This is a genomic window from Bacillus sp. TH50, from assembly GCF_016650565.1.
Classification (GTDB): domain Bacteria; phylum Bacillota; class Bacilli; order Bacillales; family Bacillaceae_G; genus Bacillus_A; species Bacillus_A mycoides.
Genome location: NZ_JAEKFM010000003.1, coordinates 2958339 through 2983647, shown reverse-complemented (window position 1 = coordinate 2983647; position 25309 = coordinate 2958339). Strand labels below are relative to the sequence as shown.

25 protein-coding genes and 4 tRNA genes are annotated in these 25309 nt (G+C 35.7%); 26 read left to right on the top strand and 3 right to left on the bottom strand.

Annotated elements, in window-relative coordinates:
* The first annotated feature begins 52 nt into the window (after positions 1-52).
* From ychF to JFU23_RS15385, 22 genes are all read left to right on the top strand, one after another.
* A complete protein-coding gene (gene ychF, locus JFU23_RS15490) occupies positions 53-1153 on the top strand; it encodes a redox-regulated ATPase YchF (protein ID WP_137059217.1) in 1101 nt (366 codons plus the stop codon).
* 191 nt (positions 1154-1344) lie between these two features.
* Entirely contained in the window at positions 1345-1635 is a 291-nt protein-coding gene (gene rpsF, locus JFU23_RS15485; RefSeq protein WP_001233782.1) for a 30S ribosomal protein S6, read from the top strand.
* Between the two features lie 26 nt (positions 1636-1661).
* Positions 1662-2210, top strand: a complete 549-nt coding sequence (gene ssb, locus JFU23_RS15480; RefSeq protein WP_000981962.1) for a single-stranded DNA-binding protein — start codon at positions 1662-1664, stop codon at positions 2208-2210.
* Between the two features lie 44 nt (positions 2211-2254).
* The gene (gene rpsR, locus JFU23_RS15475; protein WP_000918874.1) at positions 2255-2488 is read left to right on the top strand and encodes a 30S ribosomal protein S18; all 234 of its coding nucleotides are present in this window, start codon (positions 2255-2257) and stop codon (positions 2486-2488) included.
* Positions 2489-2567: 79 nt separating this feature from the next.
* Positions 2568-3500: a YybS family protein gene (locus JFU23_RS15470; protein WP_085312921.1), complete on the top strand. Its 933-nt coding sequence runs from the start codon at positions 2568-2570 to the stop codon at positions 3498-3500.
* A 101-nt stretch (positions 3501-3601) separates the two neighbouring features.
* On the top strand, positions 3602-5575 hold the full coding sequence (locus tag JFU23_RS15465) for a DHH family phosphoesterase (protein WP_085312920.1): 1974 nt from the start codon (positions 3602-3604) through the stop codon (positions 5573-5575).
* On the top strand, positions 5572-6018 hold the full coding sequence (rplI, locus tag JFU23_RS15460) for a 50S ribosomal protein L9 (protein ID WP_016096416.1): 447 nt from the start codon (positions 5572-5574) through the stop codon (positions 6016-6018). The genes JFU23_RS15465 and rplI overlap by 4 nt, the downstream gene beginning before the upstream one ends.
* A gap of 27 nt (positions 6019-6045) precedes the next feature.
* Complete coding sequence (gene dnaB / locus JFU23_RS15455) at positions 6046-7407, top strand: replicative DNA helicase (protein WP_002016457.1); 1362 nt, start codon at positions 6046-6048, stop codon at positions 7405-7407.
* A gap of 215 nt (positions 7408-7622) precedes the next feature.
* The gene (locus tag JFU23_RS15450) at positions 7623-8912 is read left to right on the top strand and encodes an adenylosuccinate synthase (RefSeq protein ID WP_002138921.1); all 1290 of its coding nucleotides are present in this window, start codon (positions 7623-7625) and stop codon (positions 8910-8912) included.
* A 154-nt stretch (positions 8913-9066) separates the two neighbouring features.
* Positions 9067-9142 (top strand) — tRNA-Lys (locus tag JFU23_RS15445).
* Positions 9143-9155: 13 nt separating this feature from the next.
* Positions 9156-9227: transfer RNA gene (locus tag JFU23_RS15440), tRNA-Glu, on the top strand.
* Positions 9228-9248: 21 nt separating this feature from the next.
* Positions 9249-9324: transfer RNA gene (locus JFU23_RS15435), tRNA-Asp, on the top strand.
* A gap of 41 nt (positions 9325-9365) precedes the next feature.
* A tRNA-Phe gene (locus JFU23_RS15430) sits at positions 9366-9438 on the top strand.
* A 282-nt stretch (positions 9439-9720) separates the two neighbouring features.
* Positions 9721-10428, top strand: a complete 708-nt coding sequence (walR, locus tag JFU23_RS15425) for a cell wall metabolism DNA-binding response regulator WalR (protein WP_000971867.1) — start codon at positions 9721-9723, stop codon at positions 10426-10428.
* Positions 10429-10431: 3 nt separating this feature from the next.
* Positions 10432-12267 carry a cell wall metabolism sensor histidine kinase WalK gene (walK, locus tag JFU23_RS15420; RefSeq protein ID WP_002166370.1) on the top strand — a complete coding sequence of 612 codons (1836 nt, stop codon included), beginning with the start codon at positions 10432-10434 and terminating at the stop codon, positions 12265-12267.
* A complete protein-coding gene (locus JFU23_RS15415) occupies positions 12264-13601 on the top strand; it encodes a YycH family regulatory protein (RefSeq protein ID WP_201032233.1) in 1338 nt (445 codons plus the stop codon). The genes walK and JFU23_RS15415 overlap by 4 nt, the downstream gene beginning before the upstream one ends.
* Positions 13582-14418, top strand: a complete 837-nt coding sequence (locus JFU23_RS15410) for a two-component system regulatory protein YycI (protein WP_078178409.1) — start codon at positions 13582-13584, stop codon at positions 14416-14418. The genes JFU23_RS15415 and JFU23_RS15410 overlap by 20 nt, the downstream gene beginning before the upstream one ends.
* Positions 14402-15196, top strand: a complete 795-nt coding sequence (locus JFU23_RS15405; protein WP_105589962.1) for an MBL fold metallo-hydrolase — start codon at positions 14402-14404, stop codon at positions 15194-15196. The genes JFU23_RS15410 and JFU23_RS15405 overlap by 17 nt, the downstream gene beginning before the upstream one ends.
* A 63-nt stretch (positions 15197-15259) precedes the next feature.
* Positions 15260-16447, top strand: coding sequence for a S1C family serine protease (locus JFU23_RS15400; RefSeq protein WP_201032232.1), 1188 nt, complete (start codon positions 15260-15262; stop codon positions 16445-16447).
* Between the two features lie 53 nt (positions 16448-16500).
* Complete coding sequence (locus JFU23_RS15395) at positions 16501-16686, top strand: CxxH/CxxC protein (protein WP_201032231.1); 186 nt, start codon at positions 16501-16503, stop codon at positions 16684-16686.
* Between the two features lie 59 nt (positions 16687-16745).
* Positions 16746-17225, top strand: a complete 480-nt coding sequence (rlmH, locus tag JFU23_RS15390) for a 23S rRNA (pseudouridine(1915)-N(3))-methyltransferase RlmH (protein WP_002130178.1) — start codon at positions 16746-16748, stop codon at positions 17223-17225.
* 179 nt (positions 17226-17404) lie between these two features.
* Complete coding sequence (locus JFU23_RS15385) at positions 17405-18283, top strand: radical SAM/SPASM domain-containing protein (protein WP_085312917.1); 879 nt, start codon at positions 17405-17407, stop codon at positions 18281-18283.
* Positions 18284-18319: 36 nt separating this feature from the next.
* Here JFU23_RS15385 and pepF read toward each other — a convergent pair whose 3' ends face one another.
* Entirely contained in the window at positions 18320-20137 is a 1818-nt protein-coding gene (gene pepF, locus JFU23_RS15380; protein WP_002068770.1) for an oligoendopeptidase F, read from the bottom strand.
* A gap of 138 nt (positions 20138-20275) precedes the next feature.
* A complete protein-coding gene (gene guaC / locus JFU23_RS15375; protein WP_002068771.1) occupies positions 20276-21259 on the bottom strand; it encodes a GMP reductase in 984 nt (327 codons plus the stop codon).
* A gap of 271 nt (positions 21260-21530) precedes the next feature.
* Here guaC and JFU23_RS15370 point away from each other — a divergent pair, with 271 nt between their 5' ends.
* The 3 genes from JFU23_RS15370 to JFU23_RS15360 all read left to right on the top strand — a co-directional run bounded on the left by JFU23_RS15370 (position 21531) and on the right by JFU23_RS15360 (position 23775).
* Positions 21531-21857, top strand: coding sequence for a hypothetical protein (locus JFU23_RS15370; protein WP_201032230.1), 327 nt, complete (start codon positions 21531-21533; stop codon positions 21855-21857).
* 35 nt (positions 21858-21892) lie between these two features.
* Complete coding sequence (locus JFU23_RS15365) at positions 21893-22150, top strand: hypothetical protein (RefSeq protein WP_201032229.1); 258 nt, start codon at positions 21893-21895, stop codon at positions 22148-22150.
* 179 nt (positions 22151-22329) lie between these two features.
* Positions 22330-23775, top strand: a complete 1446-nt coding sequence (locus JFU23_RS15360; protein ID WP_201032228.1) for a DEAD/DEAH box helicase — start codon at positions 22330-22332, stop codon at positions 23773-23775.
* Positions 23776-23817: 42 nt separating this feature from the next.
* Here the strand turns inward: JFU23_RS15360 and JFU23_RS15355 are convergent, their stop codons facing one another.
* The gene (locus tag JFU23_RS15355; protein WP_201032227.1) at positions 23818-24378 is read right to left on the bottom strand and encodes a DUF1836 domain-containing protein; all 561 of its coding nucleotides are present in this window, start codon (positions 24376-24378) and stop codon (positions 23818-23820) included.
* A 164-nt stretch (positions 24379-24542) separates the two neighbouring features.
* Here JFU23_RS15355 and trhA point away from each other — a divergent pair, with 164 nt between their 5' ends.
* Positions 24543-25190 (top strand): PAQR family membrane homeostasis protein TrhA, encoded by a 648-nt coding sequence (gene trhA, locus JFU23_RS15350; RefSeq protein ID WP_002016441.1) that lies wholly within the window; start codon positions 24543-24545, stop codon positions 25188-25190.
* Positions 25191-25309: the final 119 nt, after the last annotated feature.

The following is a 25309-nucleotide window of genomic DNA, read 5'->3' as shown; positions in this document are numbered from 1 at the left end:
TTTTTCGTTACTATCTATAATGATGAAAGATTGAGACATAGGAGTGAAAAATATGGGATTAACGGCTGGGATTGTTGGATTACCTAACGTAGGTAAGTCCACTTTATTTAATGCAATTACACAAGCAGGAGCAGAATCTGCGAACTATCCATTCTGTACAATCGATCCAAACGTAGGGATTGTAGAAGTACCAGATGAGCGTTTAAATAAATTAACGGAATTAGTAGAACCGAAAAAAACTGTTCCGACTGTATTTGAATTTACTGATATTGCAGGTATCGTAAAAGGTGCGAGTAAAGGTGAAGGGTTAGGAAATAAATTCTTATCTCACATTCGTCAAGTAGATGCAATTTGCCAAGTTGTTCGTTGTTTTGAAGATGAAAATATTACGCACGTTTCAGGAAAAGTAGATCCAATTGATGACATTGAAGTAATTAACTTAGAACTAATCTTAGCGGATTTAGAATCTGTTGATAAACGTATCGAACGAGTTGCGAAGTTAGCAAGACAAAAAGATAAAGAAGCAGTATATGAGCATGAAATTTTAGTTCGTTTAAAAGAAGCTTTTGAAGAGGGAAAACCAGCTCGTACTGTTGAATTTACAGAAGAGCAAATGAAGATTGTTAAAGGCCTTCATTTACTTACAACGAAAGAAATGCTATACGTAGCAAACGTAAGTGAAGATGATATTATGGATCCTTCTGACAATAAATATGTACAAATGGTAAAAGAATTTGCTGCAAATGAAAATTCTCAAGTAATCGTTGTATGTGCAAAAATCGAAGAAGAAATCGCTGAGCTAGACGAGGAAGAGAAAAAAGTATTTCTTGAAGAACTAGGTATTGAAGAATCTGGTTTAGATCAATTAATTCGTGCTGCATATGACTTATTAGGACTTGCTACTTACTTCACAGCTGGTGTGCAAGAAGTACGTGCATGGACGTTTAAACAAGGTATGAAAGCACCACAATGTGCTGGTGTAATTCATACAGACTTTGAGCGTGGATTTATTCGCGCAGAAACAGTTTCTTATGATGATTTAATGACAAACGGTTCTATGACAGCTGCAAAAGAAGCTGGAAAAGTACGTTTAGAAGGAAAAGAGTATATCGTAAAAGACGGAGATGTTATGCACTTCCGCTTTAACGTTTAATTTAATATTTCCTAGGAAAAATAAAGATATGAACTTGGCAAATATATTATGTGTTTGCCAAGTTTTTTACGTATTGGTGAGTTGATTCATATAACTTACTATGATATAATCTAAACTCGTGAGTAATTACTATAAATTAATTGCTCCTTGCCCATTATGGGCCGTTTAGACCAAAAGGAGGTGAAAGTGTAATGAGAAAGTACGAAATTATGTACATCATTCGTCCTGGCGTTGAAGAAGAAGCTCAAAAAGCTTTAGTTGAACGTTTCGCAGGTGTTTTAACAAACAATGGTGCAGAAATCATTAACACAAAAGAGTGGGGTAAGCGTCGTTTAGCTTACGAAATCAACGACTTACGTGAAGGTTTCTACATGATCTTAAACGTGAACTCTAACTCAGAGGCGATTAACGAATTCGACCGTTTAGCTAAGATCAACGAAGATATCCTTCGTCATATCGTTGTTAAAGAAGAAGAAAAATAATTGATATATAAGGGAGAGTGGTTCGATTGATGAATCGTGTTATCCTCGTTGGTCGTTTAACTAAGGACCCTGACTTACGTTACACGCCCAATGGTGTTGCAGTAGCTACTTTTACGTTAGCTGTGAATCGCGCATTTGCGAATCAACAAGGTGAGCGTGAAGCTGACTTTATTAATTGTGTAATATGGCGTAAACAAGCAGAAAACGTGGCAAATTATTTGAAAAAAGGTAGCTTAGCAGGCGTAGACGGACGTCTTCAAACTCGTAATTACGATGGACAAGATGGTAAACGTGTATATGTAACAGAAGTTCTTGCGGAGAGCGTACAATTTTTAGAGCCGCGTAATGGCGGTGGGGAGCAACGTGGTTCATTCAATCAGCAACCATCAGGAGCTGGTTTCGGTAACCAAAGCTCTAACCCATTTGGTCAATCTAGTAATTCAGGTAACCAAGGTAACCAAGGTAACCAAGGTAACCAAGGTAACCAAGGTAACTCTGGATTTACGAAGAATGACGATCCATTTTCGAATGTTGGTCAACCGATTGACATTTCGGACGACGATTTACCATTTTAATGGTGTGAATCGGCTATTTTTAACAAAGAATGGAGGGAATAGACATGGCAGGACGCAAAGGTGGACGTGCGAAGCGTCGTAAGGTGTGTTTCTTCACATCTAACGGCATCACTCGCATTGACTATAAAGATGTTGATTTATTAAAACGTTTCGTTTCTGAGCGCGGTAAAATTTTACCTCGTCGTGTAACAGGAACAAGCGCGAAATACCAACGCAAACTTACAGTTGCAATTAAACGTGCTCGTCAAATGGCACTTTTACCATATGTTGGTGAATAATAGCGTATGAAATGCACAGTAGAGTCGGACTCTACTGTGCATTTTGCTATGCTTTTCTTTTTGAAAGAGAGGTTAGATGATGAAAAGTACGAAATTTATTACTGAGGGTGCAGCGTTATTGGCGATATATGCAATTTTATTGCTGATATCTATGTATGTTCCGATTTTAGGTACAGTTGCAACATTTGCGTTGCCATTACCATTTATATTATTAACAGTAAGACATAAACTATCTAATGTATTCATGATTTTTGTAGCGGCGCTTTTTGTTACAGTTATCGTGAGTCAACCAATTAGTCTCATAAAGACAGTGATGTTTGGATTAATAGGTGTTGTATTAGGATATATGTATAAAAAAGGGAAAAAACCAGTGGAGATATTAATAGCTGGAACACTTGCATATTTAATTGGTATGATGCTCATTTATGTGGGGAGTATAAAGTTTTTTAACATAGATTTAATGAAGCAAATGCAAAATATGTTTAATGAAAGTATGGTGCAAAGTGAAAAGATAGCAAATGCTGCTGGTATGCCAGTTAGTAAGGAACAAAAAGAGTTGTTTGCACAAATGAATGATATACTACAAACGTTATTTCCAAGTATACTTGTGCTAGTTTCTGTATGTTTTTCTTGGATCACAGTGCTAATATCAGGTAGTGTTTTGAGAAAATTAAAGTACGGCGTGACACCTTGGCCTAAATTTAAAGATATACAATTGCCAAAGAGTATTGTCTGGTATTACGTCATATTTATTTTGCTATCAACTTTCATAAAAGTTGAACCAACATCATATTTACATATGGTATTTTCTAATCTATATGTAATCTTTGCGTTGCTGCTTGTATTGCAAGGATTAACGTTTATCACCTTTTTAGCACACAAAAAAGGTTTTACGAAAGGTGTTCCGATTATTAGTTTTATCGTATGTATGTTTATTCCAATGCTGTTTCCTCTTGTGACAATCTTAGGTATAATTGATTTAGGGATTTCATTGCGTTCTAAAATGCAATGAAAAACAAAGGGATAAAACAGCATTTTTATGCTGTTTTAAGGTGTTTAATCTGTTTAACTAACTAGAAATTGAGTTGGTTTTACGTTATAGGAGTTGTATACATGCCTGAATTTTATAAGAAACAGTGGTTTTTATATCCTGTTTACGTATTGGCATTTTTTGTGTTGGTGCTAATCTCGATTCTTTGTTATTTTCACTTAATTATGGGGATAGCCGCCTTTTTTATTTTTAGCATCGTTTTCTTTTTAGTTATACGATTTGAACTTAACTTTCAAAGGAATTTTGAAAAGTATACGACAGATATGATTACTAGGGTAAAAAAAGTGAGTAACGAAGCATTCAACCAGATGCCAATCGGTATATTGTTATACAATAAGGAGTATGGGATTGATTGGGCAAATCCTTACTTATCTTCATGTTTGGGGCAACACGCATTAGCTGGGTGGCATCTGTACGATGTATCAGAAACATTACTCCTTTTTATTAAAGGAGAGACTTCTGACGATATAGTATCTTTAAATAGTCGAAAGTTCCGTGTGTTTGTAAGGAAAGAAGAAAAACTAATTTATTTTTTTGATGTAACTGAGCAAACAGAGATTGAAAAAATGTATGAGGATCAGCGCACCGTTTTAGCTGTTATTTATTTAGATAATTATGATGAAGTTACACAAGGGTTAGATGATCAATTACGCACGAATATAACAAGTCTTGTGACGTCACGTCTAAATGAATGGGCCGTTAAGTATGGTGCATATTTGAAACGTGCATCTTCAGAAAGATTCTTCGTTGTACTAAATGAAAGTATTTTAGCGCAAATGGAGAAAGGGAAATTTAGTATTTTGGATCAAGTGCGTGAAGAAACATCAAAAAGGAATATACCACTTACGCTAAGTGTTGGTGTTGGCTCGGGTGATTTACCTTTATCGGAGCTTGGAGCGATGGCTCAATCTGGTTTAGACCTTGCATTAGGACGAGGAGGAGACCAAGTAGCTATAAAACAAGCGACGGGTAAAGTTAAGTTTTACGGTGGCAAGACGAATCCGGTCGAAAAGCGTACTCGTGTACGTGCTAGAGTTATTTCACATGCATTAAAGGATTTAGTATTAGAAAGCAGTAATGTCATTATAATGGGGCATAGAGCCCCTGATATGGATGCGATTGGTGCAGCGATTGGTATTTTAAAGGTAGCTCAATTAAATGAGCGCAAAGGATATATTGTATTAGATGAAAATGATTCTGATAAAGGAATCAAACGTTTGATGGATAAAGTGAAACAAAATGAAGAGTTATGGTCACATTTTATTACACCAGGGCAAGCGATGGAATTTGCAAACGAGGATTCATTACTTGTTGTTGTTGACACGCATAAACCTTCAATGGTGATGGAGGAAAAACTGTTACACAAGATTGAAAATGTAGTAGTTATTGACCATCATCGCCGCGGGGAAGATTTCATTGAAGATCCATTACTTGTTTATATGGAGCCATACGCTTCTTCAACGGCAGAGCTTGTTACAGAATTACTTGAGTATCAACCGAAAAATTTAAAGATGACAATGTTAGAAGCAACGGCATTGTTAGCTGGTATTATTGTTGATACGAAAAGTTTTACATTCCGTACAGGCGCTCGTACATTTGATGCCGCTTCTTATTTACGCTCGCATGGCGCAGACACTGTACTTGTACAAGAACTTTTAAAAGAAGATATGGGTCAGTATTTACGAGTTGCAAAAGCCATTAAAAATGCGTACATTTATAAAAATGGAATTGCGATTGCTAAAGTTGATGGTGATGAATATTATGACCAAGTACTTATTGCACAATCAGCAGACACATTATTGACAATGACAGGTATCATTGCATCGTTTGTTATTGCAAAACGTGGAGAAAATTTCATTGGAATTAGTGGTAGATCTTTAGGTGAATTGAATGTACAGCTAATTATGGAGAATTTAGGAGGTGGCGGGCATTTAACAAATGCAGCCACACAAATGAAAAATGTTACAGTAGATGAAGCGGAGGAGAAGCTTCGATTTGTTATTGATGACTATTTACAGGGAGGCACACAATCATGAAAGTAATTTTTCTAAAAGACGTAAAAGGTAAAGGTAAAAAAGGAGAAATAAAAAACGTACCAGACGGTTATGCAAATAATTTCTTACTAAAACAGGGGTTAGCTGCCGAAGCGACAAACAGCAGTATGAAAACTTTAGATGCTCAAAAGCGCAAAGAGGAAAAAGATGCAGCAGCAGAAGTTGAGAATGCAAAAGAGCTGAAAGAAACATTAGAGAAATTAACTGTAGAAGTAAAGGCGAAATCTGGAGAAGGTGGCCGCTTATTTGGTTCTATCACGAGTAAACAAATTGTAGATGTAATGCAAAAGTCACACAAGATTAAACTTGATAAACGTAAATTTGAAATGGATGATGCAATCCGTGCATTAGGTTATACAAACGTCACTGTGAAATTGCATCCGCAAGTAACAGCAACAGTAAAAGTTCATGTTAGTGAACAATAAAAATAAATTAAGCAAGGAGGATTGCGCATGAGTGATGTAATGGCTGATCGTACCCCTCCGCATAATATAGAAGCTGAGCAGGCAGTCTTAGGTGCCATATTAATTGATCAGGATGCGTTAACGTCAGCATCGGAACTATTGGTACCTGACTCATTTTATCGAACGAAACATCAAAAGATTTTTGAAGTCATGCTTGGGTTGTCTGATAAGGGAGAACCAATCGACTTAGTAATAATGACATCAGCGATGGCTGATCAAGGATTACTAGAAGAAGTTGGTGGGGTTTCTTATCTAGCAGAGTTAGCAGAAGTTGTTCCAACAGCCGCTAACGTAGAATATTATGCACGCATCATCGCTGAAAAGGCACTTTTACGTCGTTTAATTCGAACGGCGACTCATATTGTATCGGATGGATACGAGCGAGAAGATGATGTGGATGGCCTTTTAAATGAGGCTGAGAAAAAAATATTAGAAGTATCTCACCAAACAAATGCAAAAGCATTCCAAAATATTAAAGATGTTCTTGTAGATGCTTATGATAAAATTGAACTTTTGCATAATCAAAAGGGTGAAGTTACCGGGATACCAACTGGATTTACTGAATTAGATAAGATGACCGCAGGTTTTCAGCGAAATGATTTAATCATCGTGGCGGCGCGTCCATCGGTAGGAAAAACTGCATTTTCACTAAATATCGCACAAAACGTAGCGACGAAAACTGATGAAAATGTAGCGATTTTTAGTTTAGAGATGGGCTCTGATCAGCTTGTTATGCGTATGCTTTGTGCAGAAGGAAATATTGATGCACAAAGACTTCGTACCGGTTCATTAACTTCTGATGATTGGGCGAAATTAACAATGGCGATGGGTAGCCTTTCTAATGCTGGTATATATATTGATGATACACCAGGGATTAAAGTAAACGAGATTCGAGCAAAATGTCGTAGATTAAAGCAAGAGCAAGGTCTTGGGATGGTTTTGATTGACTATTTACAGCTTATTCAAGGAAGTGGGAAATCAGGAGAAAACCGTCAGCAGGAAGTATCTGAGATTTCTCGTACATTAAAAGGGATTGCACGTGAATTGCAAGTACCTGTTATTGCCTTGTCGCAGTTATCTCGTGGTGTAGAATCCCGTCAAGATAAACGTCCGATGATGTCTGACATTCGTGAATCAGGAAGTATCGAGCAGGATGCTGATATTGTAGCCTTCCTATATCGTGAAGATTACTATGATCGTGAAACAGAAAATAAAAATACAATTGAAATTATCATTGCAAAACAACGTAATGGTCCGGTAGGTTCAGTAGAGCTTGCGTTTGTTAAGGAATTTAATAAATTCGTCAACTTAGAACGCCGCTTTGAGGATGGACATGCACCGCACGCATAAAGGCAGTATAAAAAAGAAACGCATTTCTTATAATAAGATGTGTTTCTTTTTTTTTATATGAAAGATAGGGCTTTCATAAGGTGAATATGTAATTCTTACGAACGAAAACGTTTTTCTGTAAAAAAATGTTCGCTTTTTGGTTGACTTCTCTTTCTGTTTTGGTACAATTATATTGTTTGAATAGATCGTTTGAAAATTGCGGAGGTGCTTTAATAATGTCTTCAGTAGTAGTTGTAGGAACACAATGGGGCGACGAAGGAAAAGGTAAAATCACTGATTTTCTTTCTGAGCATGCGGAAGTAGTTGCAAGATATCAAGGTGGAAATAACGCGGGACATACAATTGTTTTCGGCGGAGTTAAATATAAATTACACTTAATTCCATCTGGTATTTTCTATAAAGAGAAAATTTGTGTAATCGGAAATGGCTTAGTAGTAGATCCGAAAGCATTACTTGAAGAGTTAAAATACTTACACGATCGTGGTGTAAGTACTGATAATTTACGTGTAAGTAACCGTGCGCACGTTATTTTACCTTATCACTTAAAACAAGATGAGTTAGAAGAAGCGAGTAAAGGTGATAACAAGATCGGTACAACGAAAAAAGGTATCGGTCCTGCATATATGGATAAAGCTGCTCGTATTGGTATCCGTATGGCTGATCTTTTAGACCGTGAAGCATTTAAAGAGAAGCTTGAGCGCAATTTAGTGGAAAAAAATCGTTTATTTGAAAAAATGTACGATACAGAAGGTTTCAGCGTAGAAGAAATCTTTGAAGAGTACTTCGAATACGGACAACAAATCGCACAGTATGTATGCGATACATCTGTCGTATTAAATGATGCACTAGATAACAATCATCGTGTATTATTTGAAGGTGCACAAGGTGTTATGCTTGATATCGACCACGGTACGTATCCATTCGTTACATCTTCTAACCCAATTGCTGGTGGTGTAACAGTTGGAACTGGAGTTGGTCCTGCGAAAGTTACTCGCGTTGTAGGTGTATGTAAAGCATATACAAGCCGTGTAGGTGATGGTCCATTCCCTACGGAACTTAATGATGAAATCGGTCATCAAATTCGTGAAGTTGGTCGTGAATACGGAACAACAACTGGTCGTCCACGCCGTGTAGGTTGGTTCGATAGCGTTGTTGTAAGACATGCACGTCGTGTTAGTGGTTTAACAGACTTATCATTAAACTCTATCGATGTATTAACAGGTATCCCAACTCTTAAAATTTGTGTTGCTTACAAATACAATGGCGAAGTTATCGATGAAGTTCCAGCTAACTTAAACATTTTAGCGAAATGTGAGCCTGTATATGAAGAGCTTCCAGGTTGGACAGAAGATGTTACTGCTATGAAATCATTGGATGAACTTCCTGAAAATGCAAGAAAATACGTAGAGCGTGTTTCTGAATTAACAGGAATCCAATTATCTATGTTCTCGGTTGGACCAGATCGTAATCAAACAAATATCGTTCGTAATGTATACGAAGCTTAATTGATATAAAAAATTGATTTTTTTAAGAAAAAACTCATATTTTTATGAGTTTTTTCTTATTTTTTATAAAAAAATAAATAAAGGTATTGCAAAAATGAAAGATATCATGTTATGATATGTCTTGTCGTCACGAAAATATGACGTTGGTGAGTATGAGCCATTAGCTCAGTTGGTAGAGCATCTGACTTTTAATCAGAGGGTCGAAGGTTCGAATCCTTCATGGCTCACCATTTTATTTTTCGTGGCCCGTTGGTCAAGTGGTTAAGACACCGCCCTTTCACGGCGGTAACACGGGTTCGAATCCCGTACGGGTCATGTTTTTTTATGTTCATTTTTGGTCCCGTGGTGTAGTGGTTAACATGCCTGCCTGTCACGCAGGAGATCGCCGGTTCGACCCCGGTCGGGACCGCCACTTTTGTTTATACCACCATTAGTGGTTTTATATATAGTTTTGGCTCGGTAGCTCAGTCGGTAGAGCAGAGGACTGAAAATCCTCGTGTCGGCGGTTCGATTCCGTCCCGAGCCACTCTCAGGATATTAAGTGGGCCCACTTAATATCCTTTTTATTTTGTCCAGTTTTACAAATGTGGGTAGTTATTTTACAATAGAATGAGGAGCCTCTAGCAGTTGAAGCTAGAGGTTTTTCTATAGATCGTATAGGATTCCGTGTAAAAGTGGATGATACATGAGTCTATGAGAATAGAGGAGAAATACTTAGACTAAGATTGTTGTCATATAGGAACATACTATAGAAACACCAATATGTTTGAGGATTATTGATCATATTTTTATAAGGAGGAAATAGACGATGATGGGAAAGAAAATTTTAGTAGTTGATGATGAAAAGCCAATTGCGGATATTTTGAAGTTCAACCTAGAAAAAGAAGGTTTTGAAATTGTAATGGCGCATGATGGTGATGAGGCGATTGAAAAAGCAAATGAAGAACAGCCAGATATGGTTTTATTAGATATTATGTTACCGGGAAAAGACGGTTTAGAGGTATGTCGTGAAATACGTAAAAGCTCAGAAATGCCAATTATTATGCTTACAGCAAAAGACTCTGAAATTGATAAAGTATTAGGGCTTGAGCTTGGGGCAGATGATTATGTAACGAAGCCATTTAGTACGAGGGAGTTACTTGCTCGTGTGAAAGCGAATTTACGTCGCCATCAGCAGGGTGGTGCTGCAGAGAAAGAAGAAAATACCGAAATGGTTATTGGACCAATCGTTATCAATTCGAACGCTTATAGTGTAACAAAGCGTGAAGAAAGCATTGAGCTTACACATCGTGAATTTGAATTACTACATTATTTAGCGAAGCATTTAGGACAAGTTATGACTCGTGAACATTTATTACAAACAGTTTGGGGTTATGATTATTTTGGAGATGTACGTACAGTAGACGTAACAGTACGTCGTTTACGCGAAAAAATTGAAGATAATCCAAGTCATCCTACTTTAATTGTAACTAGACGTGGGGTGGGGTATTACTTGCGTGACCCAGAACAGGAATAGTATATGAAGAAAGTTGGTTTTTTTCAATCTATTCATTTAAAATTTGTGCTCATATATATGCTGTTAATATTAATAGCAATGCAAGTAATTGGTGTATATTTCGTCAGGGAATTAGAAAAAAGCCTTGTAAAAGGCTTTCAAGATTCCTTAACGCAGCAAACAAATCTACTTTCTTATAACCTGAAGCAAGAGTTTGTAAAAGAACGTCCTAAAACAGAATCAGTAGATAAAGCTATTAATGATTCGATTCAAAAATTCGCATCAGATCGTAAGAAAGATATTCAAGAAGTAAGTGTAATTGATTCTACTAAAAAATTAATGGCAATTTCAGACGGGTCTAAGCAAAATAAGGTAGGAAGAACGTCAGCAGATACAGCTGTACAACGGGTAATGGTACAAAAGAAACCAGAGTCAAAGATTGAGAAAGATGGAAATACAGGTCATCGAGTTCAAGTTATGATTACCCCTATTCTAAAAGAGCCAGGCGGAGAGGTACTTGGTGTCATTCATATCGTTGCATCTATGGAAGATGTGTATAAACAAATGAAGGACATCAACCAAATTTTCGCAACGGGGACAGTGATTGCTTTATTAGTAACAGCTGTACTTGGAATTTTATTGGCTCAAACAATTACGAGACCGATTTCAGATATGCGTAGACAAGCAATTGAAATGGCGAAAGGAAATTATTCGCGAAAAGTAAAGGTGCATAGTCACGATGAGATTGGACAATTAGCATTATCTTTTAACAATTTATCTAAAAAATTACAACAAGCTCGTTCCTCCACAGAAAGTGAAAGACGAAAATTATCATCCGTTTTATCACATATGACAGATGGAGTAATTGCTACTGATCGAAAAGGGGATATCATTTTATTAAATGATCCTGCGGAAAAGATGTTAAATGTTTCGCGTGAAACGGCGTTAGATCAATCAGTGTTAGAAGTGCTAGGAATACAAGAAGAATTTACACTGGATCATTTATATGAAGAGCCGGATTCTGTTTTATTAGATTTTAGTACGAGAAATGAACCATATATTTTACGTGCTAGTTTCTCTGTTATTCAAAAAGAAACAGGGAAGGCAAATGGTTTAATTGCTGTATTATATGATGTAACAGAGCAGGAGCGGATAGAACAAGAGCGCCGTGAGTTTGTTGCGAACGTATCTCATGAGTTAAGAACGCCGTTAACAACGATGCGCAGTTACTTAGAAGCACTTACTGATGGAGCATGGCAAGATCCCAATATTGCACCGCAATTTTTAACAGTTACACAAGAAGAAACGGAAAGAATGATCAGGCTTGTAAATGCATTGTTACAACTATCTAAACTAGATAGTACAGAACATCGCTTAATGAAGGAATGGGTTGACTTTACTGATTTCTTTAATAACGTTATCGATCGTTTTGAAATGTCTAAAGAGCAAAATGTAAGCTTCAAACGATCTTTCTCTAAAAAATCTCGATTTATTGATATGGATACAGACAAAATTACACAAGTTTTATATAACATTATTTCCAATGCACTAAAATATTCGCCAGAAGGTGGTACAGTAACATATCGCCTACGTGACCGCGGGGAGTTATTAGAGATTAGTGTGAGTGATCAAGGAATGGGAATTCCGAAAGAGAATGTAGATAAAATATTTGAACGTTTTTATCGTGTAGATAAAGCGCGTTCGAGACAAATGGGTGGTACAGGTCTTGGGTTAGCCATTGCGAAAGAAATGATTGAGGCACATGGCGGCTCGGTTTGGGCGAAAAGTGAGGAAGGAAAAGGGACAACTATTTATTTCACATTGCCAATGGCGACAGATGAAGAGGACGATTGGGAATGAGTATGGAAAACTTTAAAACGATAGTTCTAATTAATTTGGTTGTCATTAGTCTATTTCTTACTTTTAACTTGTGGACATATGTTCCTGATTCTACTTCTATGCAAAATACAAAGTTCGTTCAAGGTAACGAAGAGATAAATACGATAAAGATTTCGGAGGTTGTTCGCCCATCCTCTGTCGTTATTCATAAAGAGAAAAATCATTATGTAAGCGAAAAAAAGGAAAATGTGGATTCGATCTATAAAATTCTTGAAAACGGAGAATTACATAATTTCGAGGAAATAACGGGGACAGTCCCTAAAGGTGATTTTCTGTCTTATGTACACGGAGAAGAAAAAATTGAATTTGTTTTTCCTACAAATATCCCGTTAGATACGATTAAAAATATGTTTAATATTAAAGATAAAAACATAGAAAGTAACAGAAGTTTTAATCGTATTATAATTGATCCTTCTAGAAGTAAGGACCAAGAAATTAAAGTTAGCTTTGTTTCCTATGATACTCCTCATAAAATATATCAAGCAACATTGAGTGGTGCTTATATAAAGGATATTATAAATGCTCAAAATCAACTTATAACAGTAGCAAGACCATATTTTGAGTATCAAATAAATGATACAAAAAAACTTTTTTTACCAGAGGGAATTACGGAATTAAGTAAGGCAGAGTATATTACAGTTAAACTAGAAGTGGATCCATTTAAAAATGCTTTATTTAGTGATCCACGTTATTTAAGTCCTATTTCTGAGAAAACAAAGGAAACATTTACAGATGGCATCCGTTCTATGGAAATTGATAAGTCGGATGCAATGTTGAAATATAAAAATTCCGCTGTACATGGTGATAAATCTACGGATAATGCGGTAATTTTACAAAAAAGTTTTGACTTTGTAAGTGGGCATAGTGGATCCTTGAAGTCCTATCGTTTTGATTATATTAATGGGAGGAAAACTTCATTCCGTTTATATGAGGATGGTTTGCCTGTATTTAATGCAAATGGAATAGCGGAATTAAAACAAGTATGGGGTTCAGGTGAAATTATGCAGTATGAAAGACCCTTTTTTGAGTTCAGTATTACTTTGCCTAGTAAACAACAAACAACTTCTCTCGCATCAGGTCGTACAGTGATGACATCACTAGAGAATAATCCAGAAATTGATAAAAAATCAATTCAGGATGTTGGTATTGGTTATAAAATGTCATTGGAACCGTCCATCAGTGATGTGAGAATCGCTGTCTTACAGCCGATATGGTATGTAAAATGTGAAGAAGATGGTAAGCAACAAATATATGAGTGGAGTGAGGGGGGACTAAATGGATTGGGATCGAATTAAGACCATATTTATTGTGACCTTTTTTGTTTTAGACCTCTTTCTTATCTTTCAGTTCATTCAAAAGCAAGATAGTAATCAATTAGAACTTGTGACGGAAACGAAAATCGATCAACAATTAAAAGCTGAAAAAATTACTATGGGGAATTTTCCTAAAGAACCGAAAAAAGAGTCATTTATAATGGCGAAAAATAAGGGTTTTAAAGAAGAAGATGTGGAATCTTTAAAAAATCAGACAGCGCATGTGCAAGACGAATATCAAATAGAGGGTAAATTAAAAGAGCCTTTTTTAAATACAAAATTATTGTCAAAAGATAAGTATAATGAGTTTTTGAAAAATTATGTGCTGGATGGACAAAAATATGAGTTTGGAGCAATAAAGGACTCAAAAATTTACTTCTTTCAAAAGTATAAAGATAAACCAATCTTCTACAATAATCGTGCGATGATTGTTGTAGATTTAAATGAAAAAAATGAGCTTATTTCGTATACACAAACAATGTTAACGGATTTGAAGGAAATGGGCGAAAGCGAAAAGACGAAAGAACAAGAAATTATTACTGCTCAAACAGCTTTAGAAAATATATATTTGAAAAATAAAATTGCAGAAAATACGCATGTGAAAGAGGCGCAGATTGGATATGCGACTCTTGCGGAGTCTTCTTCTAATATACAAGTGCTTGCTCCAACATGGAACTTAAAGACAGAACAAAAAAAGGATTTTTTTGTGAATGCAATTGAAGGACAAGTTATGGAATTAGGGGAAACTCAAGTGCCGGAAGAACATAATGGAGTGAGAAAGAATGAGCATGCATTTTAGTGTACTTGCAAGTGGAAGTACAGGGAATATGCTATATGTAGGAACAGATGAAAAAAAACTGCTTGTCGATGCAGGTTTAAGTGGTAAAGCGACAGAGGCTTTATTTAAACAAGCTGAACTGAATATAAATGACATATCAGGTATTCTTGTAACACATGAGCATAGTGATCACATTAAAGGATTAGGTGTATTGGCGCGTAAATATGATTTACCTGTTTATGCGAACGAGAAAACATGGAATGCAATGGAACATTTAATAGGTAATATCCCAACTGATCAAAAATTCATTTTCTCAATAGGAGACGTGAAAACATTTGGGGATATTGAAGTTGAATCATTTGGTGTTTCTCATGATGCGGCGGAACCGATGTTTTACGCTTTTCATAACAATAATAGAAAGTTAGCTCTTATTACAGATACGGGCTACGTAAGTGACCGTATGAAAGGTGTTATTAAGGGAGCAAATGCTTTCGTGTTTGAAAGCAATCATGATGTGGAAATGCTTCGTATGGGACGCTATCCATGGAGCATTAAGCGACGTATTTTAAGCGACGTTGGCCACGTTTGTAATGAGGACGCTGCATTAGCGATGGCTGATGTTATTACAGATGAGACAAAACACATTTATTTAGCACATTTAAGCTTAGATAATAACATGAAAGAATTAGCACGTATGTCTGTATCACAAGTATTAGAAGAAAAAGGTTTTGGGGTTGGAGAATCCTTTGAAATACATGATACAGATCAAAAAGTGCCTACGAAAATTCAATACGTATAATTCTTCATTTTAGTAAACAATAAAGGTGAATATAGTTGTTTTCAGGAAGATAGGTGAACAAATATGTCCTTTATTGATGAAGAAAAATATCGTATTAAACGTGCAGGCAAAAAGAAACATAAAGGTATTGTCATTTCTAGCATAGCGGGGACGATTGTAGGGGCTTCATTATTTGCATTTGGAGCTCCTTTATTTTCAAATCATGCGGGTAAGCTTCCGCAAGCTGAAGCAAGTGAAAAAAATATGGCTGAAGCTCAAAGTGGAAATGTTCCTGTTAAACAGATTAGCTTTGTAGACGCTGTTGATCGTGCTTCAGAGGCTGTTGTTGGTGTTATTAATATTCAACGAGACAATTTTTCGGAGGCTGATTCGGAAGCTGGTACAGGCTCTGGTGTGATTTATAAGAGAACAGATGGACATGCGTATATTGTAACGAATAACCACGTTGTTGCTGGGGCGAATCGTATTGAAGTGAGCTTAAGTGACGGTAAGAAAATTCCAGGTAAAGTATTAGGAACCGATGTAGTCACGGACTTAGCTGTACTAGAAATAGATGTGAAGCATGTGAAGAAAGTGATTGAAATTGGCGACTCTAATACCGTTCGTAGAGGAGAACCAGTTATTGCGATTGGAAATCCACTGGGGTTACAATTTTCCGGAACTGTCACACAAGGTATTATTTCGGCTAATGAGCGTATTGTTCCTGTAGATTTAGATCAAGATGGACATTACGATTGGCAAGTAGAAGTATTGCAAACAGATGCGGCAATTAATCCAGGTAATAGTGGTGGAGCGCTTGTAAATGTAGCGGGACAATTAATAGGTATTAACTCAATGAAAATTGCAGCAAAAGAAGTAGAAGGAATTGGATTAGCTATTCCAGTTACGAGAGCTGTTCCTATTATGAATGAACTAGAAAAGTACGGTAAAGTAAGAAGACCTTACGTTGGGATTGAACTAAGATCATTAAATGAGATTCCGAGTTACTATTGGTCAAAAACATTACACTTACCAGGTAACGTAACAGAAGGAGTCTGCATTTTAGATGTGAAAAGTCCTTCGCCAGGTACGGATGCGGGTCTTAGAGAACATGATGTTATTGTGGCGGTAGATGGAAAAGCGGTGCACGATATTATTGGGTTCCGCACGGCCTTATATAATAAAAAAATTAATGATAAAATGACTCTTACGTTTTATCGTGGTACAAAACGAGCGACAACAACGGTGAAATTAGGCATTCAAAAGTATTAAAAACAGGAGGGCCTACCTCCTGTTTTCTATTGTAGAAAAGTGAGGTGAGGAATATGAATTTACCTTGTTGTTTAGAACATGTTGAATTAGCATTAGATATCATTGTGGATGAGTGTGAAGTCGCACCGGTTATTAACAATGTGGATAACTCTGAAGAAGAGAGAAAAACATGTGAATTTTGTCAAAATGAGGCGACATATGTTGTATCGAACACAGATTCTCACACAATATGTGGGTAACATTTGTGGATATGTGGATAAGTCCTGTGGATAACGTGTTTGTAAGGTGGGGAATAAATGTGAATATCTCGATTATTTCAATCGGAAAATTAAAAGAAAAATACTTAAAACAAGGTATAGCAGAATACTTAAAACGATTATCTTCTTACGCAAAAGTAGAAGTAATTGAATTGCCAGATGAAAAGGCACCAGAAAATTTAAGTGCAGCAGAAATGTTAATTGTAAAAGAAAAAGAAGGTATTCGTATACTGGATAAAATTTCTGATGATACGCATGTCATTGCGTTAGCTATAGAAGGAAAACAAAAATCATCAGAAGAATTTGCGGTAAGTATAGATCGCCTTGCTACATATGGAAAGAGCAAGATCACATTTGTAATTGGTGGATCACTGGGGCTTAGTTCTGAAGTAATGAAGCGTTCAAACGAATCTCTTTCTTTTTCGAAGATGACATTACCACATCAATTAATGCGATTAGTATTGCTTGAGCAGGTGTATAGAGCGTTTCGGATTAATCGTGGTGAACCGTATCATAAATAAATTTTTCATTTGTATATAAAGAGTAAAAAAGACCATTGGACAAAAATCACCGATGGTCTTTTAAACATTAATAGATGGTATGTAGATTTCCTAAAATAAGTATGTTTCTATTTCTAAAAAAATATGCTGTAATATGAAGAGGAAAAAGTATAAGTAGTCAGAGAAGTGAGGAATTAAAGGTGAAGAAGTTTAAGAAGTTTTACTTGGAGATTACGAGTGTATGTAATCTTGCGTGCAGCTTTTGTCCGCCGACGGAAAGGCAGAAGCAATTCATTTCTGTAGAGGATTTTGCTAAAAGATTAGACCAAATTAAACCTCACACAGACTACATCTATTTGCACGTGAAGGGTGAGCCGTTGCTCCATCCGAAAATAGATCAACTATTAGATTTAAGCCATGAAAAAGGGTTTAAAGTTAATATTACAACGAACGGAACGTTAATTAATAAGAGAAGGCATAGACTGTTAAATAAGCCTGCGTTAAGACAAATGAATTTTTCACTGCACAGTTTTGATGGACACCCAGGTTCGCAAGATAAAGAGGGCTATGTAAGGAGTATACTTTCTTTCATTAGAGAGGCAACAATTCAATCGGACTTAATCGTTTCACTAAGATTATGGAATTTAACTCAGGATAATAAAACAAATGCTGAAATCCAAAAAAATAGGGATTTATTATCTATAATTGAAAATGAGTTTGATCTATCTTATCAAATTGAAGAGAAGCTTACACCGGGAAAAGGTATAAAAATTGCGGAACGTGTCTTTATTAATCAAGACTATGAATTCCAGTGGCCGGCATTGCATGAAGAAGAGGATGATGGAAAAGGATTCTGTCATGGTCTTCGAAATCAGGCTGGAATCTTAGCGAACGGAACCGTTATTCCTTGTTGTCTAGATGGTGAGGGAATTATTAATCTTGGAAATATTAATAATGATTCATTCTCTAATATTATTGAAGGCGAAAGAGCGAACAATATTGTAGATGGATTTTCAAAAAGGGTTGCAGTAGAAGAACTGTGCAGGAAATGTGGATACCGCAAAAGATTTGGAAAGTAAATATAGAATAAGCCCTCATAAAGCGAGGGCTTATTTTTATTCTTGATAAGAACGTTCTAATTCATCAATTAAGGAACCTACGTAAGAAACAGCTTTACGGATTGCATCTGGTTTTGACATGTCTACTCCAGCGTGTTTCATTAATTCAAGTGGTTTCATTGTACCGCCTGCACGGAGTACATCAAGCCAGCGATCAACAGCAGGTTGTCCCTCTTCTTTAATCATTTGAGCTACAGCGGTAGAAGCAGTTAGTCCTGCAGAATATGTGTAAGAATATAAGCCCATATAATAGTGAGGTTGACGCATCCATGTTAAACCGGCGCCTTCATCAATTTCTACGGAATCTCCCCAGAATGTCGAAAGGACCTTCGTTTTTATTTCAGTTAAAGTTGTAGCTGTGAGTGCTTGCCCTTCTTCTGCTAGAGCGTATACTCTTCTTTGATATTCTCCCTCAAGTAGATGGGTAACGAAGTTGTGGTAATATGTGCCGAGTAGTTGCAGAATAACCCATCTGCGCATTCTCTTATCTTCAGTAGTCGCAAGTAAATGTTGGGCTAATAGTAATTCATTCATCGTTGATGGAGCTTCAACGAAGTACATAGATGGACGCACATTCATAATACGCTGATTTTTATTAGCTAAATAAAAATGACCAGCATGTCCAAATTCATGAGCTAATGTGAAACATCCGCGCATCGTACCCTGCCATGTAATTAAAATATAAGGGTGAGAACCGTATGGGCTAGAGCAGAAGGCACCTGTTGATTTTCCTACGTTATCTGCAAGGTCTACCCATCTTTCTTTGAAGCCCTTTTCGATAATGGAACTATATTCATTTCCTAATACTTTTAAAGAATCTTGAATGAGTTTGCCAGCTTCTTCGTAAGTGATTGTTGGATTAAATTCAGGATCTAACGGTGCATGTAAGTCACAGAAAAGCATTTGATCAAGCCCTAATACATTCTTTTTTAAATCTGCAAAACGGCGCATATGAGGCGCTAATTCGTTATAAATAATATCTAGTTGGTTGTTATACATTTCAAGTGGAACTTTTTGAGGTTCTAAAAGCATATGGGTAACGGACTCGTACTTGCGCAAACGAGAAAGCGCCACTTGTTTTTTTACTTCAGTAGCATATGTTGTTGCAACTGTATTTTTATATCGTTTCAATGTGGAAACAAATGATGAATATGCTTTTTTACGTATATATGCGCTTGGAGAAAATTCATATTTGCTTTCGAATAATGCAAACGATACAGGCAAATCATTTCCCTGTTCGTCTTGTATAGAAGGGAAATCCATATCGGCTAATTTAGTCATGCCGTAAATTTTGTAGGGTGAACTATGAACTTCGCCGAGTGCAGCAAGAGCTTCTTCTGTTTCAGGAGAGAGAGTGTGCTGCCTCTTTTTGAGTATCTCTAGTAATGATTTACGGAAAGGTTCAAGTTTTATTTCCTCAGTTAAATATTTTTCAATTGTTCCCTCCTCAAATGAGAGAATTTCGTTATGAATAAAGGATAGTGCGGTATGTACATTCGTTCCTAGAGCGGAAATTTTGGAAGAGTTCGCTTGAATAACTGAATCTGTACGATCAACGGATTCTTTTAAGTTTGCATATGCGCCGAGTTTTGTTAACTTCATTAAAAGCTCTTCTTCTAAAAGTAGGCAATTTAATAAGGTAGCGGGGCTAGTGTGTAATTGTCCTTTAAATGCATCAAGTTTTTTTATATCGTCTGTTAATACACGTAATGCAGTTTCCCACTCTTTGTCAGATTCGTATAAATCAGAAAGGTCCCATGTCAATTCAGTAGAGACTTCCGCGCGAATAAGGCGTTTCTCAATTACATTTTTCATTTGTTATATCCCCCTTATTATAAGTATCTAAAAACATAATACTAGAAAATTCAGTTAAATGAAAATATTTTATATTTTTATACATGAAAAAGAAGGACAAGCATTTTTTATGCTTGTCCTTCTAGTTAAATTTATAAATTAATATACTTTGTCACCGTTGAAAATAGAGTTTTTCACGACTACATAATCTACAGTACGAATTGCGTCTAATTTTGTTCCACCAGCGTAAGAGATAGAAGATTGAAGATCTTGTTCCATTTCGATTAAAGTGTCTTCTAAAGAACCTTTATGCTCAACGAACATTTTCTTACCTTCAACGTTTTTCTTCTCACCTTTTTGGAATTCAGAAGCTGAACCGAAGTACTCTTTATAAAGTTTGCCATCTTTTTCGATTGTTTCCCCTGGAGACTCTTCATGACCTGCGAATAGAGAACCGACCATAACCATAGTTGCTCCAAATCGAATTGATTTAGCTACGTCGCCATGTGTACGAATACCACCGTCAGCGATAATTGGCTTACTTGCAGCTTTTGCACACCAGCGAAGTGCAGCTAGCTGCCAACCGCCAGTTCCAAAGCCTGTTTTAATTTTAGTAATACAAACTTTACCAGGTCCAATGCCAACTTTTGTTGCATCAGCACCAGCGTTTTCTAATTCTCTTACCGCTTCTGGAGTTCCAACGTTTCCAGCGATAACGAAGCTTTCTGGTAAATGTTTTTTAATATGTTGAATCATGTTGATCACAGCGTTAGAGTGACCATGTGCGATATCGATTGTAATGTATTCAGGTGAAAGTTGCTCAGCAGCTAATTGTTGTACGAATTCGTACTCGTCTTCTTTAACACCAACGCTGATTGAAGCAATTAATCCACGTGATTGCATATCTCTAATGAATGAAATTCGTTTCTCTGGTTGGAAACGATGCATGATATAGAAGTAATTATTTTCAGCTAAATAAGTTGCGATTCTTTCATCAATAATCGTTTGCATATTTGCAGGTACGACAGGTAATTTAAATTTATGTTTTCCTAAAGTGACAGTTGTATCACATTCAGATCGGCTATTTACAATGCATTTTGCAGGAATTAATTGAATATCTTCATAGTCAAATACGTTTTCCATCATTTACACCCCTAAAATACGAATATTTTATTTTTATTGATTGAAAATGTTCGTCCATAGGATAATTTACATCATTTTCAGTAAGAAGTCAAAGATTTTCTTAACGTTTTTTTGAAAAGAAGCCGATATATTTTAAAAATAACGTTAAAAACGAATTTAAATAGGTTTCTTATGAATAATGTTCGTTTATAAAAAAGTAAGGGAAGTTGTGATAATTGCATAAGATTGTATGTATGCCTCTTATTTTGAGCGAGGGGGCTGAGGAAATACTATGAAAAAGTTAATACTAATAATAGGAATAACTTTGTTGGTTACTGCCGGATGTAGCAATAATGATGCATTTGATAAGGCAGAGAAACAAGGAGATTTAGCATTGGAAAATAAAGAATACGATAGAGCAGTCGCATCTTTTGAATTAGCATTAAAAGAAAAGAAGGATGATCGGGAAATAAGGCTGAAGGTGAATCAAACAAATAAAATGATTGAAGCATTACAGGAAAGTAATATAGACCGAGCAATTTCGTTATTGAGGGAAATTGAAAATGATTCTGCTAGTTCAGTTATATTAGCCAAACAAAAGAAAAACGAGAAGTTTTAGCTAATCAAAAAGATGAGGAAGAAAAATATAAGCAAATGCTAGTTAAAGTAGAGGATTTGAAAAACGAGCAGAAGTTTACGGATGTAAAAGAGCAACTTAACGTAATTATTAGGGAAACGAAAGGGAAAGAACAGTTTAAAATATATTATCAAAATGCGAATGAACAAATTATACAGAGTGTGCCGAGGGCAGTAGATGTAGATAAAACAAAAGATGAGAACCGTAAGGAAGAAAAAGTAATAGAAGAGAAGCCGAAGAAAGAAAGTGTTATTACCGGTCAGAAGGCAGAATAATATTTTTAAAAAGTTTTTAAAATAGAAGATCCTTTTGTTTAGTCAGGCGAATCACGAATGATTCGCCTTTTTATGTGAGCTTTCAAGTATAATGAATAAGGTGATAATAAGGTATATGATGATTCATTGATAGAAAAAGCGAAAAAAGAAAATAATACAGAATAAAAAGAGGTTAATATATGAGTAAAAAAAGTTTTGCTGATTATGCATTAAGTAAAGAAATTGTAAGAGCACTTACTGGTTTAGGATATGAACATCCAACGGAAGTGCAAGGAGAGGTTATTCCAGTTGCCTTGCAAAAGAAAGACCTTGTCGTGAAATCACAGACTGGAAGTGGAAAAACCGCTTCATTTGGCATACCACTTTGTGAAATGGTGGAATGGGAAGAGAATAAGCCACAAGCTTTAGTTTTAACACCGACGAGAGAGCTTGCGGTGCAAGTAAAAGAAGACATTACGAATATAGGTCGTTTCAAAAGAATTAAGGCCGCTGCAGTTTATGGTAAATCTCCATTTGCACGTCAAAAATTAGAGTTAAAGCAAAAAACACATATTGTAGTTGGGACTCCTGGCCGTGTGTTAGATCATATTGAAAAAGGTACCCTTTCTTTAGAGTGTTTGAAGTATTTAGTTATTGATGAAGCGGATGAAATGCTGAATATGGGTTTTATCGATCAAGTAGAGGCAATTATTGACGAATTACCTAAAAAACGAATGACAATGCTATTTTCAGCAACACTTCCAAAAGATGTTGAAAAGTTATCTCGTACGTATATGGATTCGCCAACGCATATTGAAATTAAGGCTACCGGGATTACAACAGATAAAATTGAACATACACTTTTTGAGATGAGAGAAGAGGAGAAGCTTTCACTTCTTAAAGATGTAACAACGATTGAGAATCCAGATAGTTGTATTATTTTTTGCCGTACGCAAGAAAATGTAGATCACGTATTTCAGCAGTTAAAGCGGGTTAACTATCCTTGTGACAAAATACATGGTGGTATGGTACAAGAAGATCGTTTTGAAGTTATGGACGATTTTAGAAAAGGAAAGTTCCGTTATTTAGTAGCGACAGACGTAGCTGCTAGAGGAATTGATATTGATAATATTACACATGTTATTAACTATGATATTCCATTAGAAAAAGAAAGTTATGTACATCGTACGGGAAGAACGGGACGAGCTGGTAATAAAGGGAAAGCTATTACATTCATGACGCCGTATGAAAATAGATTTTTAGAAGAGATTGAGGAGTACATTGGCTTTGAAATTCCAAAGGCACTTGCACCTTCAAAAGAAGAAGTTATGAAAGGGAAAGCAGTATTTGAGGAAAAGATACATGCTAAACCAATTATAAAGAAAGATAAAAATGCAGACCTAAACAAAGGAATTATGAAATTGTACTTTAATGGCGGGAAGAAAAAGAAAATTAGGGCGGTAGATTTCGTCGGTACAATTGCTAAAATTAAAGGTGTTACAGCAGAAGATATAGGAATTATTACAATACAAGACAATGTTTCTTACGTTGAAATATTAAATGGAAAAGGACCACTTGTTTTAAAAATTATGAAAAACACAACGATTAAAGGGAAACAATTAAAGGTTCATGAAGCAATTAAATAAACAAAAAAACTATCCACTTCAAACAGGTGGATAGTTTTTTGTTTAAGATTCTTTGAGATCATCAACTAATTTTTCTGCTAAACGTCTATACATATTACTCATAGTCACGAAGGATGTTAGTAATAAAAACCTTTCTAGTGTTGGATCTTCTAAGGAAGAAACCTCATTCACTTCCGTAACACGCTTATTTACGTCTTGCTTAAAGCTTTCCACATTGGTTTCAGTAAGAGAAAGATAATCTTTATATAGAGTATTTAATTCGAATGTATCATCGTTTATTAACGGTGCATTTATATTTTCTAAGGAGCTTTTTATATCATTAATGGAAAGAGCTCCTTTTAATTGATAAATTAAGCTGATTAAAATCATATGTTCTTTGGAATACTTTTTATTTTTGATAGGGATGAATAATTTCCCTTTTGCGTAATTGTTAATCATTGTTTTTGTTAATACTTTTTCATCATCAGTTCTCGTTGTATCCGCATAAGTATTCTCAAATAGTTGGACAACTTGGTCTACATATAAGTCGACATTTGGGATATCCTCAAGTTTAATACTTTTTTCTAAATGTAATGATTCAAGTAATTTATTTATATTTTCCACGTAGAACCCCTCACTTTTATAACTTAGTGGAACTTAATGTTTAGTATATCTTTAAATATGGTATTACGAAACAAATGAATTGTAAATGTTGACCCGCACGGATAATGTGTATATAATTACATGTAGTTATGAAAACTACATGTAATTATATGAGGGGTGTTTATATGAATGTTTATGTAAGAGAACCGGTTAATGCATTTACTCACTTAGGAGGAGCTGTATTATCATTTATTGCATTATTAGCTATGCTTGTGAAAGTTTCTGTTAAGATGCCATCTGTTGCTGCAATTACAGCTGTTATTTTATTCGGTATCGGGATGATGGTCCTTTATATGGCATCAGCTGTGTATCATAGTGTCGTAGCCAGTGAACGTGTTATTTATTTCTTTAGGAAGCTAGATCATTCTATGATTTTCATATTAATTGCAGGTACATATGCACCCTTTTGCTTAATTACATTAAATTCGGCAAATGGTTTACTATTATTTTGTTTAGTTTATGCAACGGCAATTTGTGGTATTGCTTTTAAAATGTTTTGGTTTAATTGTCCAAGATGGTTATCGACAGCAATTTATCTTCTGATGGGTTGGTTAATTGTTCTATTCTTTGCACCGCTAGCTGAGAATCTAAGTACAGGAGGTATTATTTTCTTAGTACTTGGAGGCATTTTTTATACAATTGGTGGGTTTATTTACGGTGCGAAGCCAAAATGGTTGGAGTTTAAATATATGGGACACCATGAAATTTTTCATGTTTTTGTATTGTTAGGTAGTCTTGCGCATTTTCTAAGTGTATATTGTTACGTAATTTGATCAAAAAACGCCACGCGATGTCTGTTATGTGGCTTTTTTTTATTACCAGATTTGAATCGTGTATTGTACAAAAAATCATGGGATAAAATGTAAGTTTCTGTGTTCGCATAATAAACATA

Excerpts from the sequence above, each read along its gene's own strand:
- ychF (WP_137059217.1), top strand. The coding sequence starts at position 53 with ATGGGATTAACGGCTGGGATTGTTGGATTACCTAACGTAGGTAAGTCC.
- rpsF (WP_001233782.1), top strand. The coding sequence starts at position 1,345 with ATGAGAAAGTACGAAATTATGTACATCATTCGTCCTGGCGTTGAAGAA.
- rpsR (WP_000918874.1), top strand. The coding sequence starts at position 2,255 with ATGGCAGGACGCAAAGGTGGACGTGCGAAGCGTCGTAAGGTGTGTTTC.
- JFU23_RS15470 (WP_085312921.1), top strand. The coding sequence starts at position 2,568 with ATGAAAAGTACGAAATTTATTACTGAGGGTGCAGCGTTATTGGCGATA.
- JFU23_RS15465 (WP_085312920.1), top strand. The coding sequence starts at position 3,602 with ATGCCTGAATTTTATAAGAAACAGTGGTTTTTATATCCTGTTTACGTA.
- rplI (WP_016096416.1), top strand. The coding sequence starts at position 5,572 with ATGAAAGTAATTTTTCTAAAAGACGTAAAAGGTAAAGGTAAAAAAGGA.
- dnaB (WP_002016457.1), top strand. The coding sequence starts at position 6,046 with ATGAGTGATGTAATGGCTGATCGTACCCCTCCGCATAATATAGAAGCT.
- JFU23_RS15450 (WP_002138921.1), top strand. The coding sequence starts at position 7,623 with ATGTCTTCAGTAGTAGTTGTAGGAACACAATGGGGCGACGAAGGAAAA.
- walR (WP_000971867.1), top strand. The coding sequence starts at position 9,721 with ATGATGGGAAAGAAAATTTTAGTAGTTGATGATGAAAAGCCAATTGCG.
- walK (WP_002166370.1), top strand. The coding sequence starts at position 10,432 with ATGAAGAAAGTTGGTTTTTTTCAATCTATTCATTTAAAATTTGTGCTC.
- JFU23_RS15415 (WP_201032233.1), top strand. The coding sequence starts at position 12,264 with ATGAGTATGGAAAACTTTAAAACGATAGTTCTAATTAATTTGGTTGTC.
- JFU23_RS15410 (WP_078178409.1), top strand. The coding sequence starts at position 13,582 with ATGGATTGGGATCGAATTAAGACCATATTTATTGTGACCTTTTTTGTT.
- JFU23_RS15405 (WP_105589962.1), top strand. The coding sequence starts at position 14,402 with ATGAGCATGCATTTTAGTGTACTTGCAAGTGGAAGTACAGGGAATATG.
- JFU23_RS15400 (WP_201032232.1), top strand. The coding sequence starts at position 15,260 with ATGTCCTTTATTGATGAAGAAAAATATCGTATTAAACGTGCAGGCAAA.
- JFU23_RS15395 (WP_201032231.1), top strand. The coding sequence starts at position 16,501 with ATGAATTTACCTTGTTGTTTAGAACATGTTGAATTAGCATTAGATATC.
- pepF (WP_002068770.1), bottom strand. The coding sequence starts at position 20,137 with ATGAAAAATGTAATTGAGAAACGCCTTATTCGCGCGGAAGTCTCTACT.
- guaC (WP_002068771.1), bottom strand. The coding sequence starts at position 21,259 with ATGGAAAACGTATTTGACTATGAAGATATTCAATTAATTCCTGCAAAA.
- JFU23_RS15370 (WP_201032230.1), top strand. The coding sequence starts at position 21,531 with ATGAAAAAGTTAATACTAATAATAGGAATAACTTTGTTGGTTACTGCC.
- JFU23_RS15365 (WP_201032229.1), top strand. The coding sequence starts at position 21,893 with ATGCTAGTTAAAGTAGAGGATTTGAAAAACGAGCAGAAGTTTACGGAT.
- JFU23_RS15360 (WP_201032228.1), top strand. The coding sequence starts at position 22,330 with ATGAGTAAAAAAAGTTTTGCTGATTATGCATTAAGTAAAGAAATTGTA.
- trhA (WP_002016441.1), top strand. The coding sequence starts at position 24,543 with ATGAATGTTTATGTAAGAGAACCGGTTAATGCATTTACTCACTTAGGA.